Raw genomic sequence first — 15,818 nt, 5'->3', positions numbered from 1 at the left:
CCGTGCGCGCCATCACTCGCCGGGCGGTCGGGCTCGCGTGGGTCGCCCCGGCCCTCGTGCTGGTCGGGGTGTTCGTCTACCTGCCGCTCGTGCAGAACATCGGGTTCAGCACGCTCAAGTGGGACATCTACAGCGGCAGCCAGGAGTACGTCGGCCTCGACAACTACCGCAAGCTGATCGACGACCCGGTCTTCTGGTCGTCGTTCGGCAACAACCTGCTGTACGCGGTGATCTCGATCGTGTTCCAGGTGTTCGGTGCGCTCCTGCTGGCCGCGCTCATCGAGAGCATCCGCAGCGAGAGGTGGCGGCGCGGCCTGCGGGCGATCTACTTCATCCCCTCGGCGATCTCGCTGACCGTGGCGGGCCTGCTGTTCTACTTCATCTACGAGCCGAGCCTGGGCCCGCTCAACCACGCGCTGCAGGCGGTGGGGCTGGGGCAGTTCGACCACTCGTGGCTCGGACAGGAGAGCACGGCGATGCTCGCCGTCATCGCGATGAGCCAGTGGCAGGGCTTCGGGTACTGCACGCTGCTGTTCGCCGTCGCCATCCAGCGCATTCCGGCCGAGCTGTACGGCGCGGCCGCCATCGACGGCACGGGGCCGATCCGCCGCTTCACGCACGTGACGGTGCCTCTGGTCCGCGAGATGACCGGGCTCATGACGATGGTGACCATCTCGGGGGCGTTCCAGGTGTTCAACGAGGTCATGGTCATGACCAGCGGCGGCCCGAACAACTCGACCCAGGTCATGGGCACCTGGCTCTACCGCAGCGGCTTCGTGCGCAACAACTTCGGTTACGCCGCCGCCATCGCCACGCTGATCTTCGTGATCACGCTCGGCATCGCCATGGCGCAGCTGTGGTTCACGCGCAGGAGAAGGGTGGAGTGGTGAGGCGGCTGAGCTTTCTCGGTGTGATCGCGCGGGTGTTCATGTGGGCCTTCCTGCTCGCCCTCGCGGTCGTCGTGATCTATCCCCTGCTGTGGATGGTGCTCAACGGGTTCAAGACCAACGCCGAGCTGTTCGGCGACCCGTTCGCGCTGCCCGTCGACTGGAGCTTCTCGAACTACCAGCAGGCGTGGAACAGAGGGGTCGACGGCTACCTGACCACCAGTGTGCTGGTCACCGTCACCTCGACCGTCGCCACCGTGTTCGTCAGCGCGTGGGCCGCCTACGGCCTGACCCGCGTCGACATCCCCTTCAACAAGGCGGTCACCGGGGTGATCCTCGGCGGGCTCATGCTGGCGCCCACCGTCGCGCTCGTGCCGCTGGTGAAGATGTTCCAGGCGATGGGGCTGTACAACAGCTTCTGGGCGCTCCTCATCCTGTACACCGCCTTCCGTATACCGTTCACCACCTTCCTGATCCGCGCCTACATGATCGATCTCCCGCGCGAGGTGGACGAGGCCGCGAAGATGGACGGCGCGGGCCGCTGGACCGCGTTCTGGCGGGTCATCCTGCCCATGAGCAAGCCGATCATCACCTCGACGGTCATGCTGCACGTCCTGTTCGCGTGGAACGAGTACCTCTTCGCGATGGTGTTCACCAGCGGCAGCGGCGTGCAGACCCTGCCGGTCGGGCTGACCAGCCTGATGAGCAAGCACGGCACCGACTACCCGGTCGTGTTCGCGGGGATGGTGATCGCCGCGCTGCCCGTGGTGCTGCTGTTCTTCTTCGGCCAGCGCTACATCGTCAAGGGCCTCGCGGACGGCATCGGCAAATGAAGGCGAGCGGCGCGGACCGGCGCGGGACCACGAAGGCCCCGCGCCGGTCCGTGCTCAGCGGGTCAGTGCTCAGCCCAGTCCGCCGAACCAGGTGTCGAACAGGTCGATGAAGTTGTCGGCGATCTTCTGGCCGCGGGCGCCGAGTTCGGCGGTCGCGCCCCTCCTGTTCGGCCCGAGTTCGACCTTCTCCGGTTTGAAGATCTGCTTCTCACCCTGACCTGAGCCGCCGCGCCGCGGCAGGTTCGACGGCGGCCTGCCCTGCGGATACATCCGGCCGTTGCCGTAGACGGTGTAGGACTGGGTCGGCTGGACCGAGCCGTCGTTCCGGTAGACCTGGCTCGGCCGTGGCTGCGCCGGCTGCCGGTTGGCCTTGGGCGGCGACTGCCGCTGCGTCGCCCGGTGGCTGGTGGGCCTGCTCGCCGGGCGCGAGCGCGCGTGCTGGATACCCCTGGGGAGCCTGCCGGCCTGGCGGTTGCGCCTCTGGGCGGCCTGCGCCATCCGCCGCTTGGCCGCCGCCTCGCGACCCGCCTTCCTCGCCGCTTTCCTGGCAGCCATCGCCGCCCGTCGTCTCGCCACGGCCTCCCGCGCCTTCCTGGCCGCCTCGGCCGCCTTCTTCCTGGCCGCCGCCAGCCGCCGCTTCTTCGCCTCGGCGAGGGCCCGCTTCTTGGCCTCCTCCCTGGCCCGTTTCTTGGCCTCCTCCAAGGCGCGCTTCCTGGCCTCCTCCAAGGCGCGCTTCCTGGCCGCCTCCCTGGCGCGACGGATCGCCTCACGCCTGAGGGCGCGCTGGGCCAGTTTCTTGGCGAGGTAGCGGGCCCCGATCCGCACGCCGATGCCGACCGCGAACCAGAACAACTGCCCGTCGGGGTCACTCATGGTGACGGGGCTGTTGTTGGCGTAGGCGTAGGCATTGAGCTGCTGCGGATCCACATCGTCGATGATCGGGTCCACCGACAGGAAGCGGCCGTTGGCGGGGTCGTACTCGCGGGCGCCGAGGTGGACCAGCCCCGTCGTCGCGTCCTGCGTGCCTCCGACGAACCCGCGCTGCCCCGGCCACCACGGCGGTGGCGAGCCCCGGTTCTCACCGAACGGAGTCGTCCTCCGTACGGCCAGCTCACCGGTCCCGGCGTTCACCGCGGCCTGCGCGGTGCCCTGGTGGTCGTTGGCCAGCAGGTAGACCTGGTTGTCCGGCGCGCGCATCGCGATGGGCTGGTCGCCGATGGTGTAGTAGCGGGTCTGCTCGACGGCGTCCTTGGCGAAGTCGAAGCGCAATTCCATGTCGTCGATGTAGAGCGTGGCGTCGGTCGGCGTCTTCCGGATCAGCCGGCCGCCGTCCGCGTCGTACACGAAGGACGTCGTCTTGCCCGCCTCCGTCACCGACTCCAGGTTGCCCTCGGCGTCCCAGACCAGGCTCTGGTCGGCGGCGCCGACCTTGCGCCTGGTGGTGTTGCCCGCGGCGTCGTACTCGAACAGGTCCGCGCCGACGGCCTGCAGCGCGTGCGGCTGCTTGCCGCCCGCCGGCGGGTAGGTGAAGGAGCGGACCATCTCGCCCGCGCCGCCCCAGGCGTGCCTGGTCTCCTTGGTCCGGTTGCCGGTGGAGTCGTAGGCGTAGCTGACCGCGTACGGCGCCGCGCCGCCGATCTTGTCCGACTGGGGGGTTCCGCTCGCGCAGTCGTCGGTGCCCGTCCAGGCCGAGGTCAGGCGGCGCAGGTGGTCGTAGGCGAAGCACTGCGTGTCCTGGCCGCTCGCCCCCTTGTCGGCGATCCTGGTGATGTTGCCGGCCGCGTCGTAGGTGTAGCCGACGTCGAGGTCGGTCGCCGTGGCGCCCTGCCGGTCCAGCCGCATGCCGGTCAGCCTGCGGGTGGACTCGTCGTGGGTGTAGGTGAGCCAGGTCTTCTTGCCTCCGGTGCCCAGCTCGTACTGCAGGGTCTCGCCCAGCTTGGAGTAGCGGGCCGCGGTGACGTACGTCGACAGGCCGGTGACCTTGGTCGGCTGTGCCAGCTCGTCGTAGGTGTAGACGACCGACTCCGCCTCCAGGCCGCCGGCGGCCGGGAAGCTGACGGACTGGACCTGGTCGTCGAGCGTGTAGCGGGTGTTGAGGACGTACGAGCCCGCCAGCTTGCCCTCCCGCTCGGGGATGGTGACGCTCTCGCGCAGCGGGCGGTAGTCGGCGTCGATGGCGTTGATCTCCGCCTTGTACGCCTGCCCGCCCACGTACCGGATGGCGGCGTTCAGGTGACCCTTGGCCAGGGCGTCGTACTTCCACTCGGCCAGCAGCGGGCCGGTCGCGGAGTTCTCGCGCTGCTCCTTCTTGCGGCCCAGCTCGTCGTAGCCGTACCACAGGGTCCTGCCGCGCGCGTCGGTGGTACTGACCAGTTCGTCGGCGTCGTTGTACGTCATCGTCGTGACGCCCTTGTCCGGGTCCTCGGTCTTGATCTCCCGGCCGCGCACGTCGTAGTGGTGGCGCCACACGTTGCCAGCCGAGTCGGTCACCGTGGACAGCCGTCCGGCGTGGTCGTAGGCGTACCTGGTGGACTCGTACGCGCCGGTCGGGGTCGCGCCCTTGTACTGGCGCAGCTCGATCAGGCGGTCCTCGGCGTCACCGATGCGGGTGGTCGCGGTGCCGCCTGGGGGCGGCGTCAGGTGGATCCTGTCGCCCTCCTGCCTGGAGGAGACCCGGTACTTCTCCACGCCCTTCGCCTTGAGGATCTGGGCGTTGACGTCGCCGACGCCGTCGAAGACGGACACGACCTGCGTGGGCACGTCGGTGTCGGCCACCGCCAGTAGGTCGGTGGACGGCGTGCCGGTGGCGAAGTAGCCGGTGTTGGCCTTGGACTGCTCGCCCAGGGAGTTGTAGAAGGTGTCGGTGATCGTGCGGCCGTCACGCAGCGCGGGGTCCTGCGTCTGGTCGTCCCTTGGCGCGGGTTCCTGGGTCTGGCGCTCGCGCGTCAGGCCGTCGTACAGCTCGTGGCTGGCGGTGTGGCCGCCGTCGGCGCGCAGCGTCTTCGTGGTGACGGCGCTGGGCCCGTCGGCGCGCATGACGTAGGAGTACTCGGTGCTGGGCGACTGTCCTGCCGCCTTGCTGCGGTCGGCCTGCCAGACCTTGGTCAGGCGGCCGAGCGCGTCGTACTCCAGGTCGACGCGGCGGTTGTTGGCGTCGACCTCGGCGACGGGCTCGCCCCATGCCGGTTCGAGGATCGTCCGGTTGACGTGGCCGAGCGGGTTGGTCTCGGTGACCTCCGACGGCAAAACACCGGTGGCCGGGCTGTAGGCGGTCACGGTCCTGGTGCCGACCGCGTCGGTCTCGCTGGTCTCGCGGCCGTACACGTCGTAGGTGTGGGCGCTGTCGGTGATCGTCGCGCCGTCCTCGGCGGCGAGTTGCTGGACCGAGGTCACATCGCCCTTGCTCGGCGCCTGGCCGTACGCCTTGCCGTCGTAGTGGACCTTCTCGTCGGAGATCACCTCACCGGCGGCGAGCGAGGCCACGGCGGTGCCGCAGCCCGCGGCGACCTTCTGGACGCGGCTGGGGTAGTCGAGCATCCAGCTCGCGTCGTCGCGGGCGTAGGTGTAGCGGGTGCACTGGTCGTCGTCGGGCGAGGCCAGGTCGCCCTTCTCCTCCACCTGGAGGAGCAGACCCTTGCTGTCGTACGAGCGCTCCTCCCCGGTCCGCCGCCAGTTGCCTCCGGGCAGCGCGGTACGGGTGACCATGGACTTGGCCTCGACCACGTACGCGGCCTTGGTGACGCCGCCCTGCGTGGACTCCGCGGTCTTCACCGACCACGGTTGCTCGGCGGACGCCCTCAGGATGGCCCCGCCGTCGCCGTCGTACAGGATCTCCTCGCGCTCGAGGCTCGAGTACTGGTCGAGGTCGTCCAGTTTGCCGCCCTCGGAGTCCTCCACCTGCACGCTGCGCTTGGACCCGTCGGCCAGCTTGTCGCCGTGCATGCCGCGGAAGTACCGGAACTCGGTGAGCGTGCGCCTGGTGTCCTGCCCGTCGCCCTCGCGCACCCGTACCCGGCCGAACCCGCGGAAGTCCGACCACGTGCGGTGCTCGGGCTTGACGAGGATGTTGTCGGCGTAGTGCCAGGCGGTGCCGTCCAGGTACTCGTAGCTGGTGACCACGTTGGGGGAGGCCGCGACGCGGTCCACCTCCACTGTCTGCGACACCACGTACTTGTGGAACCAGTCGGTGACCTCGGTCTCGTTCTGCGGCGTCCAGCGCTGCGGGAAGCACCGCTTGGCGTTCTTGTCGGCCGCCGGCAGCTGGCCGGGCTGGCACTCGGCGGGGGCGTAGTTGACGCGCAGCTCGCCGCCGGTGCCGTTGTCGACCGACTGGACGCGCCACTTGACCAGCGGGGCGCGGCCCTCGGTGGCGTCCACCCGGTTGGGGAGCTGGACGCCGATGAACGTGGTCTTCGGCAGCGTGATCGTGCCGCCGACGTGGCCGGTCTGTTGCACAGAGGCCAGCCACAGTGACGGGCTGAGGCCGTCACCCGTGGCGGGGAACTGGTGGGTCAGCGCCCACGAGTCCACCGCGGAGTACTGGCCGGAGCCGTTGCGGACCTGGGTGGTGACCTTGGTCAGCCGCTTGCGGGTGAAGAACGTCGGCGTCGTGCGGTCGACGCACTTCACGCCGGAGTCGCAGATCTGGTCGAACGGGACGTCTGGCCAGTGGCTGGCGGTCTCCTTCTTGAGCTGGTCGGGGGCGCAGGTGACGGTGCCGCTGGGCAGGCAGCGCTCGGCCACCTCGAACAGCACGCGGGCCGCAGGGGCCGTGGTGAACAACTGGTCGCGCAGGTAGCCGTAGTCGATGCGGGTCAGGTAGGCGCCGCGTACGTACGGAGTGCCCAGCTCGGGCTTGGAGTTGCGGCCGTAGTGGTTGGTCTCGCGCTCGTACCAGTACGTGGTCGCGTTCCCGTGGGTGTCCACGGCGTAGTCGAGGTTCCACCGGTAGGCCTGCTGGCACCAGGCGTTGGCCGGGGTGCTGGAGTAGCAGGGCTCGCCGCTGTTGTTGCCGAACACCGGCACCGTCTGGACCGACCTGGTCTCCGGCTTGCCGCTCGCCCAGCCGGGCAGGTGGTTGAGGCCGAAGGTGTACTGCGTGCCGTCGGCGGTGGTGACGCGCCAGTACTCACCGTTGTTGTCGCCGTTGACGGCCCCGGTGAGGTACTCGATGCGGGTGCCGTCGTCGCGCTTGGGCCGCCACTGCTTGGTCGTGGCGTCCTTGACCAGCTCGACGGCGGAGCCGCCGAGCGCCAGGGTGGCGTTGTCCTGGTCCCAGCACAGGTCGCCGGTCTTCTTTCCGTCGATCATGCAGGACTTGTAGCGGCGCTCGATGTAGCCGCCGGGGTTGACCTCGAAGCCGTCACCGGCCCATGACGCCTGGTTGTTGGTGGAGGCGGTGCGGCCGTCCAGGCTCTGCGAGGAGTAGGCCAGCGAGATCTCCGGCTCGTCGCCACCCAGCGCGGGCGGCGTGCGCATGTCGTATCCCCAGGTGAAGTCGCCCGTCTGGGTGCCCACGCTCCAGTCGGCGGAGGGGGACAGCGAGGTGGCCGAGTGGTCGCCGGACTGGCCGGAGGCGGCGGCCGTGAGCGCGTACAGGCCGCCGGTCTCGACCTCGGCGGTCAGGGTGCCGGTCTTGGCGTCGTTCTCGCTCGTGACCGGCTCGGGCGGCGCGCAGTTCGCGGCGGCCGCGTCGAGCGCGCATGCGTCCAGCTTGACCATCCGCAGCCGGGCGCCGTAGTCGCCGCCGTAGGCGTAACGGAAGCCCGAGTAGTCGATCCGCAGGCGGGTCTTCTTAGCAGCCCTGTCCGCCGCGACGCCCTGGCCGGGGGAGACGCGCATCGCCAGGCCGAGCCGGTCGGTGTCGAGCAGTTCCACGCTCACCGGCTCGGCGGCCTTTCGCCCTGGGTCCAGCTTCACCGGGAAGCCGGCCGCCATGGTGGTGGCACCACCGCCCAGCTCGGCCTTCTGGGGTGTGGGCCAGGTGACGCGAGGTGGCGCTTTCCACGCCTGCTTCTGCACGGGATCGGCCATCGGCGGCTGGACAGGGACCGCCTTGCCCTTGACCGGCGTCTCCTTCTGCACGGGCGGGGCCGAGCGAGGAGCGGCCGAGGCGGGCACGGCGTACACCAGCTGCACGAGCAGCAGGACGGGGAGCATGGTCGCGAGCCTGCGCGGCCAGGGCGACTCGCGCTTGGGCTCCTGGAACCGGTTCCAGGAGGGGTCGGGAAGGTCGGGTTCGACAGGCGGCGGAAAACGATTCCAGCGGGATTCGGGCAGCTCTAACTCATCCGGCAGGTCCATGAACCTCTCCCAGTTGGGGGGTGCGGTGCTGGTTACTGGGCGGCTAGCTGGGCGATGTGCTCGGCGCTCAACACGCCGTCATAAACGCGGACGTCGTCCACCGTCCCCGGCCAGAAGCCGGTGAAGGCGCCCGCGGTCTTGGTCCGGCCCAGTTGCAGCGGGCCGGTGGCGTTCCATGCGCTCAGGTGGTCGGTGACGGTGGTGGTGGACAGGCGGCCGTTGACGTAGACGCGGAGCTGACCGGCCAGCGGGTCGTACACGCCGGCGAGGTGGGTCCACTCCATCGGTACCGGGATGGCGTCGGAGCGGGTGCGGACGAGGGCGGCGGTGTCGGTGTCGGCGGCGGCCATGCCGAGGCTCCACCGCTGCTGTTCCTTGTCGAAGCCGAGCTGGAATCCGGCGGCTCTGCTGCCCGGCTGGGCCACGGCGGCGGTGTCACGGGTGGGCAGGTAGTCGAGCTGGGTCCAGGCGGCGACGGTGAAGCCCGTCCTCGTGCCGACCACGGGCGCGCTCGTCTGGGCGTGAGCGTCGACGCCGTCGAGCGCGAGCGCGCCGTCCAGCCAGCCCGACGTCCAGGAGGCGGCCCCGGACAGTGTCGCGGCCGTCGCCCGGCCAGAGGAGTCGGCGGCCGACGCGCCGGACTCCTCGTCCAGCTTCCAGTGGCCCACCAGCGTGGCGGCGCTGTTGACCAGATCGGCCACCTCGTCGGCGAACATGGCACGGCCGTAGACCCGCACCTCGTCGACGTCTCCCGGCCAGTGGTCCGCAGCCGCCCCGTTGACCTTCCCGCGGCCGATCGTCAGGGCTCCGGTGGCATTCCACGGCGGCGTGACGGCGACCGTGGCCTCCAGCCTGCCGTTCACGTAGAGCGACATCCGGCCCGCCGCGGAGTCGTAGACCCCGGTGAGGTGGGTCCACTCGTTCAGTCTCGGCGCGGCGGCTGACAGGGCGCGCGCCGTGGGCGCGGCGTCCGCGTCGGAGCCCGCCATGGTCAGCGCCCAGCGGTCGTCGGCCTTGGCGTACTGCAGCGAGAACGCGCCCGTCCTGGCGCCCTCCTGGGTGACGGCGGTGGCGGAGGCGGCCGTGCCGGTCAGCCGTACCCAGGCGCTGACGGCGAAGTTGCGGCTGGTGTCGACGACGGGGCCGGAGGTCTGGGCGTAGGCGCCGGCCAGCTTGAGCGCCGTGCCGGTCCTGCCGGAGGTCCAGCTCGCCCCGTACAGCGTCGCGGGGTGGGCGTTCACCGTGTCGGCCGCGACGGTGCCCTGACCCTCGTCCAGCGCCCAGTGGCCGCTCGGGCCCCGGCCCGCGTTGACGTTGAAGACGTAGGTGCGGATCGGGCCGAGCTGGCCCGCGCGGTCCTTGCTGCGCACCGACAGCACGTTCGGGCCGTCGTGGCGCGGCGTCAGCGCGATCGAGCCGATGCCGTCCTGGCCGGGCGCGACCTCCGTCGTGGGCGTGGAGTCGAGACCCCACACGTAGGCGGCGACGTCGGGGACGCCGTTCGGGGCGAAGGTGAACGTACCGGACAGGCCGACACCGTCGCTCCAGCCGTTCTCCGCGTACTGGGGCGAGGAGATCGCCGGTTCCCTGCCGGGGGCCGTGGTGTCCACGGTGGCCTCGCACCAGGGGCTCCACGCGCTGGTGGCCTTGCCGTCCTCGGCGCGGACCCTCCAGCGGATCAGCGCGCCGTCGGCGTACAGGCTCGACGGGATCGTGGCGTAGAAGGCGGTGCCCGTCGATCCCATGGGGGTGAGGTGCTCGCCCGTCTTCACCCCGGCGGCGTTGTACCACTCGAAGCGGCCCTGGACGGAGTTGTCGGTGTCCTTCAGCTTGGCCCACAGCTTCGGCGCGGCGGCGCTGATGATCGGCCGCCCGGCGCCGGAGACGCAGGGGCCGCCAGGGTCCGACCAGGCGTCGGCCGCCACCGGGGCACTGGGCAGCGAGTTGTACTCGATGACCAGGCTCGGGTTGTTCTTGAACTTCTTCCAGGCGTACACGTCGGTCTCGCTGGTGGCGCGCAGGCCGATGGTGACGTTGGGCCACTTCTTGGCGGCGGCGTCCACGACCTGCGAGGTCACGTCGAACTCGACGCCGCCGGGCATGCAGGCCGAGCCCCAGCCCTTGGCCACGTTCACCGTGGAGAGCAGCCTGGCCCAGGTGGGCTGGTTGTTCCAGGTGGTGCTCTTGCTGATGGGGTTGGTCGCCCAGGCCTCGACCTTGCGGGCACTGCACGAGTACGACCACGTCTCGTACGTGCGCAGCGTCGCCTTGACGATCTGCTTGCCGTGGATGGTCGAGCCGGTGTTCATCTGGAAGAACGAGCGGTTCTTCTGCGACTCGACGTGGCCCACCCTGGCGACGTCGCTGGAGTTGAGGTAGTTGGAGTTGGGCCAGTTGCTCCAGACCGCCGTCCAGGCGTTGCGCGCGGCCGAGAAGTAGGGGTCCAGATAGACGGGGAAGCGGGTCTTCGGGTCCGTCATCATCTTCCTGTCGGGCGTGAGCCGCAGCTCGTCGCCCGCCAGCTCCACGCCCATGCCGGCCTCGCGGGCCTCCGGCGAGCGGCCTTCCCTGAGCGCCCGCGGGCTCGTGATCCCCCTGGAGTCCCACATCTTCGGCGTGGGCGCGATGAAGATCGTGCCCTCGTTCGTGTCGACGGCCTCGAGGTTGCCTGCCTTGTCCGACTTCACCGACAGGCCGGAGGCGGACAGCGGGAACGTCAGCTCCGTCATCCTCGTCGCGGCGGCTCGCGACTTGACCACCAGGACGTGGGAGAAGCCGTCCACGTCCGCGGTGACCTGGAGGTCCACGCCCGGCATGACCTCGGCGTAGGTGGCGGTGTCGCCCTGCAGCGTGGGCGTGGGCAGCGTGCCCTGCCAGCCGAGTTCCAGGGACTTGGCACCGCGCGACAGCGTGGCCAGCGGGGCGCTGCCGCCTCCGGAGAACGTCAGCCCGACCGCCGCAGCGGCCGGGCTGATCGTGCCGTCAGGGTTGCGGCGCAGGGTGGTGTCGACGGGGACCCAGCCGCCGGACCGGCGCACGCGTAACGGGCGAACGTGCTGCTCCAGCGTGAGGGTGCCGTCCGGCTTGGCGAAGACCTGGCGGGTCTCCGTCCGCATCGACTCGATCTCGACGGGCTGACCGGTACGGCGGGCCGCCGCCACCGCGGACTCCTCGGCCTTCGGCTGTTCCTGGACGGCCTCCGGTGGTTCCGGCCCCTTGTCCGCCTGGGCGGAAACCGCCGGACAGATCGCTAGAACCAACGTCGCCGTGAGCATCCCACGCAGTACCCGCATACATCCTCGCCCAGGGTGAGCAGGGGTTACGCGCGGGACGGAGCACCCGCCCGGCGTCTCCACGATCTTCGATTGTCGATCGGATTTTCACCCGGCCCCAACTGTCTGTCCAGGGCTTCGGTCATTCTTCTCAAAGGTTTCTTCAGGGACCAGATCCGGATGAAGATATCCGCCAGGCAGTCGGCCGCGTCACGCCAGGACGTGCGCCCGGTCGGCCGGTACGGCGTGCCGGAGGGGCTGCCCGTTGACCAGGCGCCGCAGCTCGTCCAGGACGAGTTCGCCCATGCGCGCCCGCTCACCGCCCATGGCGCCCGCCACATGGCCGGTGAGCACGACGTTGGGCAGGGTGAACAGCGGCGAGTCAGGCTGCGGCGGCTCGGGCCAGGTGACGTCGAGAACCGCGGTGAGGTCGGGCCTGCGACGCAGCACGTCCACGGCCGAGTGCTCGTCCACCAGCGCACCGCGCGCGGTGTTGATCAGGCTGCCGCCCTGCGCCAACCGGCTGATCAGCTCGCCGTTCACCAGCCCCTCCGTCTCTGGCAGCAGCGGCGCGTGCAGGCTGACGACCGAGCAGCCGTCGAAGAGGTCGGGCAGTGTCACCAGGCGCACGCCGAGCTCGTCCGCCACGGCGGGGTCGGCGACCGGGTCGCACGCGAGCACCTCCAGGTCGAAGCGGCGCAGGTGGGCGGCGACCAGGCGGCCGATCGCGCCCAGGCCGTACAGGCCGACGCGGGAGCGGAAGCCCCCGGCCACGGGCGGATCGTCCGGGTAGCGCCGGGTCTGCCGGATCTCGCGGGAGATCCGGTGGGCCTGCTTCAGCGCCAGCAGGATCTGCGCCAGCGCGAACTCCGCCACCGGAATCGCGTTGGCGGCCGCGGCGGAGACGATCGGGATCCCGCGGGCCCAGAAGGCCGGGGTGGTCGTGGCCCGTACGGATCCGGCGGCGACCAGCACCGCGCGCAGCCGGGGCGCGTGGCTCAAGAGGTCGGCATCGAGGACGGGCGCCCCCCACCCCGTCAGCAGGATCTCCACCTCCTTCAGGACGTCCGGGTCCTGGGCCAGCCGTTCACGCGTCAGCGCGGGAGCGCGCCACCGGACCAGCTCCGCCAAGCCCTGCACCACCGTCGGGGGATAGACGTCGCCGCGGCGCCGTTCCTCCATGACGAGCAGGGCGGTGGGCCGGGAATCCAACTCGGACATGAATGCTCCAAGGTCATCGATAGTCATCGGGTGTCTGGCCCGGCATGATCCCGCTCAGCCCGCTTGTTACTTACCTGTTTCGGACATGAGTCATCCGACCATTGACCGTGCGGACAGGACAACGCTAGCTTCTCGGAAAGCGATGTCCAAGAGAGTGGGAGCCGTTCACATATGCGAACAGATGCTAAATTCAAGCTCGGCTCGGGCCTGCTCGGCGCCGCGCTGCTGCTGACCGGCTGCGGCTCAGGCCCGGCGGGCGGCAACGTCGAGCAGGACGCCTCCGCCCCTCTGGAGCTGTGGACCAGGACGACCCCGGGCGGTCCTGGCGAGCAGGGGACGCTCAGGCTGGCGGCCGCCTTCGAGAAGGCCACGGGCCACAAAGTCAAGGTCACAGCCATCTTCGACGACTTCGAGACGAAGATGCAACAGCGCGCCGCCCAGCGGGACCTGCCGGACATCGTCATGAACGACGTCACCCAGCTGGGAACGATGCAGAGCCAGGGCCTGCTGCGCGAGATCGACCTGGCCAAGATCCCCAGCGCCAAGGAGCTCACCCAGCAGGCCCTCGCCTCCGGCAAGGGCGTGGACGGCAAGCAGTACGGCATGCCGTACTCGGCGCAGGCCACCGCCCTGCTCATCCGCAAGGACTGGCGGGAGAAGCTGGGCCTGCAGCCGCCGCAGAGCTGGGCCGACCTGACGGCGATGGCCAAGGCCTTCACCGAGAAGGACCCCGACGGCAACGGCGAGAACGACACCTACGGGCTCGCGGCGCCGCTGTCGACCAAGCGCGGCTACGCGTCGTGGTACTTCTCCAACTTCCTGTGGGCCGCGGGCGGCGACTTCGTGGCCGACGCGGGCGGCGGCAAGTACAAGCCCGCGATGTCCACCCCCGAATCCGTCGCCGCGATGCAGTGGTTCCGCGACCTGGGCTGCAAGGACAAGGTGATCCAGCCGGGCGCGGTCACCATGGACACCCCGCCGACCAACGAGACGTTCGAGGCGGGCAAGGCCGGCATGTACGTCGTCGGCCCCTACCTGATGCCGCGCTTCGACAAGTCGCTGGGCAAGGACAAGTACGAGGTCGTGCCGATGCCCAAGGGCGCCAAGAGCGCCGAGGTGCTGGCGGAGGGCGGCGCGGTCTACCTGATGGCCGGCTCGCCGAACCAGGCCGCGCAGGACGCCTTCGCCGCCTTCGCCACCTCGGCCGAGGGCCAGAAGGTCGGCATGGAGGGCGATGCGGCCTACATCGTCCAGCTGCCCGTCAACACCACGGTCGACATCGCCCAGGTGCGCGCCGACCCCCGCTGGAAGACCTACGCCGAGATCTACCAGACCTCCGGTCACTATGCGCCGTCGATCCCGAACTGGACCCCGGTTCGCCAGGCCTCGGCCGAGACGATCAACGCGCTCGTGGCCGACTGCGGTCTGGACCTCAAGGCCGAGCTCGGCAAGCTCGACACCAAGCTCGCCGGCATCCTGACCGAACAGGGCATCGCCGCCTCATGAGCGTCGACCAGATGAGGCCCGCCGCGGCCGAAGCGCCAACCGACGCCGCCTCAGGCCGGCGTCGGTTGGGCGGGGGGCGCGGCGGAAAGTGGTGGATCCCGTGGCTGTTCCTGGCCCCGGCGATCGTCCTGTTCGCGCTCTTCAAGTTCATCCCGATGGGCAGCGCGCTGGTCATGTCCTTCCAGGACGTCCAGCCCTTCCTCGGCAACAGGTGGGTCGGCGCCGACAACTACGCCACCATGCTCGCCTCCGACGGCTTCCAGCAGGCGGCCTGGCACACCGTCGTGCTGGCCGTGGGGCAGACGACCGGCTCGATGGCGCTCGGGTTCGCCCTGGCTCTGCTGATGGAGGGGCAGAGCCGCAAGCTCGGCTTCATCCGCTCGGCCGCCTTCCTGCCCGTCGTCGTGCCGATGGCGGTGGTCGCCGAGCTCTGGCGGATCATGTACCACCCGACGGGCGACGGCATGATCAACTCGCTGATCGGGCTCGTGGGGCTCGGTCCTTCCGGGTTCATCAACGACCCGGACACCTCGATGCTCTCGGTCATCGTGACCGGGATCTGGCGCGGCGCGCCGTACGACATGATGATCTTCATGGCGGGGCTGGCCGGGGTGAACAGGGACCTGTACGAGGCCGCCACTGTCGACGGCGCCACCCGGTGGCGCCGGATCCTCCACGTGACCCTGCCCGGCCTGCGCTCGGTCTTCACCATCCTGTTCGTGCTGGCCGCCATCCGCGGGCTGCGGGTCTTCACCGAGGTGTTCCTGCTGACCAACGGCGGGCCCAACGGCTCCACCGAGGTGGTCATGACCCTGATCTACAAGCTCGGCCTGGAGCAGAACCGGCTGGGCGTCGGCGCGGCGGGAGCCGTCCTGCTGTTCGTCGCGACGCTCGTGCTGACCGTCTGCGTCTACCTGCTCAGAAGGAAGGAGAACCGATGAGCGAGACGGCTCTCGGTCTCAAGGAGAGCACGACCCCCGCGGGCCGCGCGACGAAGCTGGTGATCTACACGCTGGTGCTGGTGGTGTTCGCGGGGCCGCTGCTGGCTCTGCTGGTCAGCGCCTTCAACCACGTCTCCGACCCGACCCAGCTGAGCCTGGTGCCCTCCAGCCCCACGCTGGACAACTTCGCGATCGCCGTCGACCAGGGCGTGCTGAAGTATCTGCTCAACTCCTTCCTCGTCGTGGGCTTCGGGCTGCTGCTCCAGGTCACCGTCTCCGTGCTGGCCTCCTACGCGCTGGCGCGCAAGCGCTTCCGCTTCATGTCGCTGGTGTTCGTGGCCATCCTGGCCACACTCATGCTGCCCGAGGAGATCCTGGCCATCCCGCTGTCGATCATCCTGGCCGACGTGCCGGTGGTGCACCTGAACCTCATCGGGACGCTCGCCGGCATGATCGTGCCGCTCGGCGCCTGGGCGTTCTCCATCCTGGTGATGACCGAGTTCATGAAGGACGTGCCGCGCGAGCTGGAGGAGGCGGCGCGGATCGACGGCGCGGGCGAGCTGCGGATCTTCGCGCAGATCATCCTGCCGATGTGCAAGCCCGCTCTGGGGGTCATCGGGGTCTTCGGCTTCACCATGATCTGGGACCAGTACCTGCTGCCGCTGCTGGTGGCGCAGGACGCCTCGTCCTACACGCTGCCGCTGGCCCTGCGGACCCTGCGGATCGACCCGATCGTGACGCCTGGTGTGGTCATGGCGGCCTCGCTGCTCGCGCTGCTGCCCTCGGTGATCGTCTTCCTGTTCTTCCAGCGTTCGTTCGTGCACGGCCTGTCCTCAGGCGCACTCAAGGGATGAT

Annotated in this window: 8 protein-coding genes; 5 read left to right on the top strand and 3 right to left on the bottom strand. The window is 69.8% G+C overall.

What is annotated here, in order from left to right:
- Positions 1–2: 2 nt before the first annotated feature.
- Both ACFXJ8_RS05140 and ACFXJ8_RS05135 read left to right on the top strand, forming a co-directional pair.
- A complete protein-coding gene (locus tag ACFXJ8_RS05140; RefSeq protein ID WP_379642509.1) occupies positions 3–890 on the top strand; it encodes a carbohydrate ABC transporter permease in 888 nt (295 codons plus the stop codon).
- Positions 887–1,720, top strand: a complete 834-nt coding sequence (locus tag ACFXJ8_RS05135) for a carbohydrate ABC transporter permease (protein ID WP_379642508.1) — start codon at positions 887–889, stop codon at positions 1,718–1,720. Before ACFXJ8_RS05140 ends, ACFXJ8_RS05135 begins: the two co-directional genes overlap by 4 nt.
- A 69-nt stretch (positions 1,721–1,789) precedes the next feature.
- Here ACFXJ8_RS05135 and ACFXJ8_RS05130 read toward each other — a convergent pair whose 3' ends face one another.
- The 3 genes from ACFXJ8_RS05130 to ACFXJ8_RS05120 form a co-directional block, all read right to left on the bottom strand.
- Positions 1,790–8,023, bottom strand: a complete 6,234-nt coding sequence (locus ACFXJ8_RS05130) for an RHS repeat-associated core domain-containing protein (RefSeq protein WP_379642507.1) — start codon at positions 8,021–8,023, stop codon at positions 1,790–1,792.
- Between the two features lie 32 nt (positions 8,024–8,055).
- Positions 8,056–11,316: a LamG-like jellyroll fold domain-containing protein gene (locus ACFXJ8_RS05125; protein ID WP_379642506.1), complete on the bottom strand. Its 3,261-nt coding sequence runs from the start codon at positions 11,314–11,316 to the stop codon at positions 8,056–8,058.
- 189 nt (positions 11,317–11,505) lie between these two features.
- The gene (locus ACFXJ8_RS05120) at positions 11,506–12,516 is read right to left on the bottom strand and encodes a hydroxyacid dehydrogenase (RefSeq protein ID WP_379642505.1); all 1,011 of its coding nucleotides are present in this window, start codon (positions 12,514–12,516) and stop codon (positions 11,506–11,508) included.
- A gap of 171 nt (positions 12,517–12,687) precedes the next feature.
- Between ACFXJ8_RS05120 and ACFXJ8_RS05115 the strand changes: the two genes are divergently transcribed.
- The 3 genes from ACFXJ8_RS05115 to ACFXJ8_RS05105 are packed head-to-tail and all read left to right on the top strand — an operon-like array spanning position 12,688 to position 15,817.
- On the top strand, positions 12,688–14,022 hold the full coding sequence (locus ACFXJ8_RS05115) for an ABC transporter substrate-binding protein (protein WP_379642504.1): 1,335 nt from the start codon (positions 12,688–12,690) through the stop codon (positions 14,020–14,022).
- Positions 14,019–14,963 (top strand): carbohydrate ABC transporter permease, encoded by a 945-nt coding sequence (locus tag ACFXJ8_RS05110; RefSeq protein WP_379642503.1) that lies wholly within the window; start codon positions 14,019–14,021, stop codon positions 14,961–14,963. The genes ACFXJ8_RS05115 and ACFXJ8_RS05110 overlap by 4 nt, the downstream gene beginning before the upstream one ends.
- Entirely contained in the window at positions 14,960–15,817 is an 858-nt protein-coding gene (locus tag ACFXJ8_RS05105) for a carbohydrate ABC transporter permease (protein ID WP_379642502.1), read from the top strand. The genes ACFXJ8_RS05110 and ACFXJ8_RS05105 overlap by 4 nt, the downstream gene beginning before the upstream one ends.
- Position 15,818 lies beyond the last annotated feature (1 nt).

It is taken from the genome of Nonomuraea sp. NPDC059194, from assembly GCF_042754765.1.
In the GTDB taxonomy this organism is placed as follows: domain Bacteria; phylum Actinomycetota; class Actinomycetes; order Streptosporangiales; family Streptosporangiaceae; genus Nonomuraea.
The sequence above is the reverse complement of the archived record's forward strand: the minus strand, read 5'-3'. Positions and strand labels throughout refer to the sequence as shown.

Excerpts from the sequence above, each read along its gene's own strand:
- ACFXJ8_RS05130 (WP_379642507.1), bottom strand. The coding sequence starts at position 8,023 with ATGGACCTGCCGGATGAGTTAGAGCTGCCCGAATCCCGCTGGAATCGT.
- ACFXJ8_RS05125 (WP_379642506.1), bottom strand. The coding sequence starts at position 11,316 with ATGCGGGTACTGCGTGGGATGCTCACGGCGACGTTGGTTCTAGCGATC.
- ACFXJ8_RS05120 (WP_379642505.1), bottom strand. The coding sequence starts at position 12,516 with ATGTCCGAGTTGGATTCCCGGCCCACCGCCCTGCTCGTCATGGAGGAA.
- ACFXJ8_RS05115 (WP_379642504.1), top strand. The coding sequence starts at position 12,688 with ATGCGAACAGATGCTAAATTCAAGCTCGGCTCGGGCCTGCTCGGCGCC.
- ACFXJ8_RS05110 (WP_379642503.1), top strand. The coding sequence starts at position 14,019 with ATGAGCGTCGACCAGATGAGGCCCGCCGCGGCCGAAGCGCCAACCGAC.
- ACFXJ8_RS05105 (WP_379642502.1), top strand. The coding sequence starts at position 14,960 with ATGAGCGAGACGGCTCTCGGTCTCAAGGAGAGCACGACCCCCGCGGGC.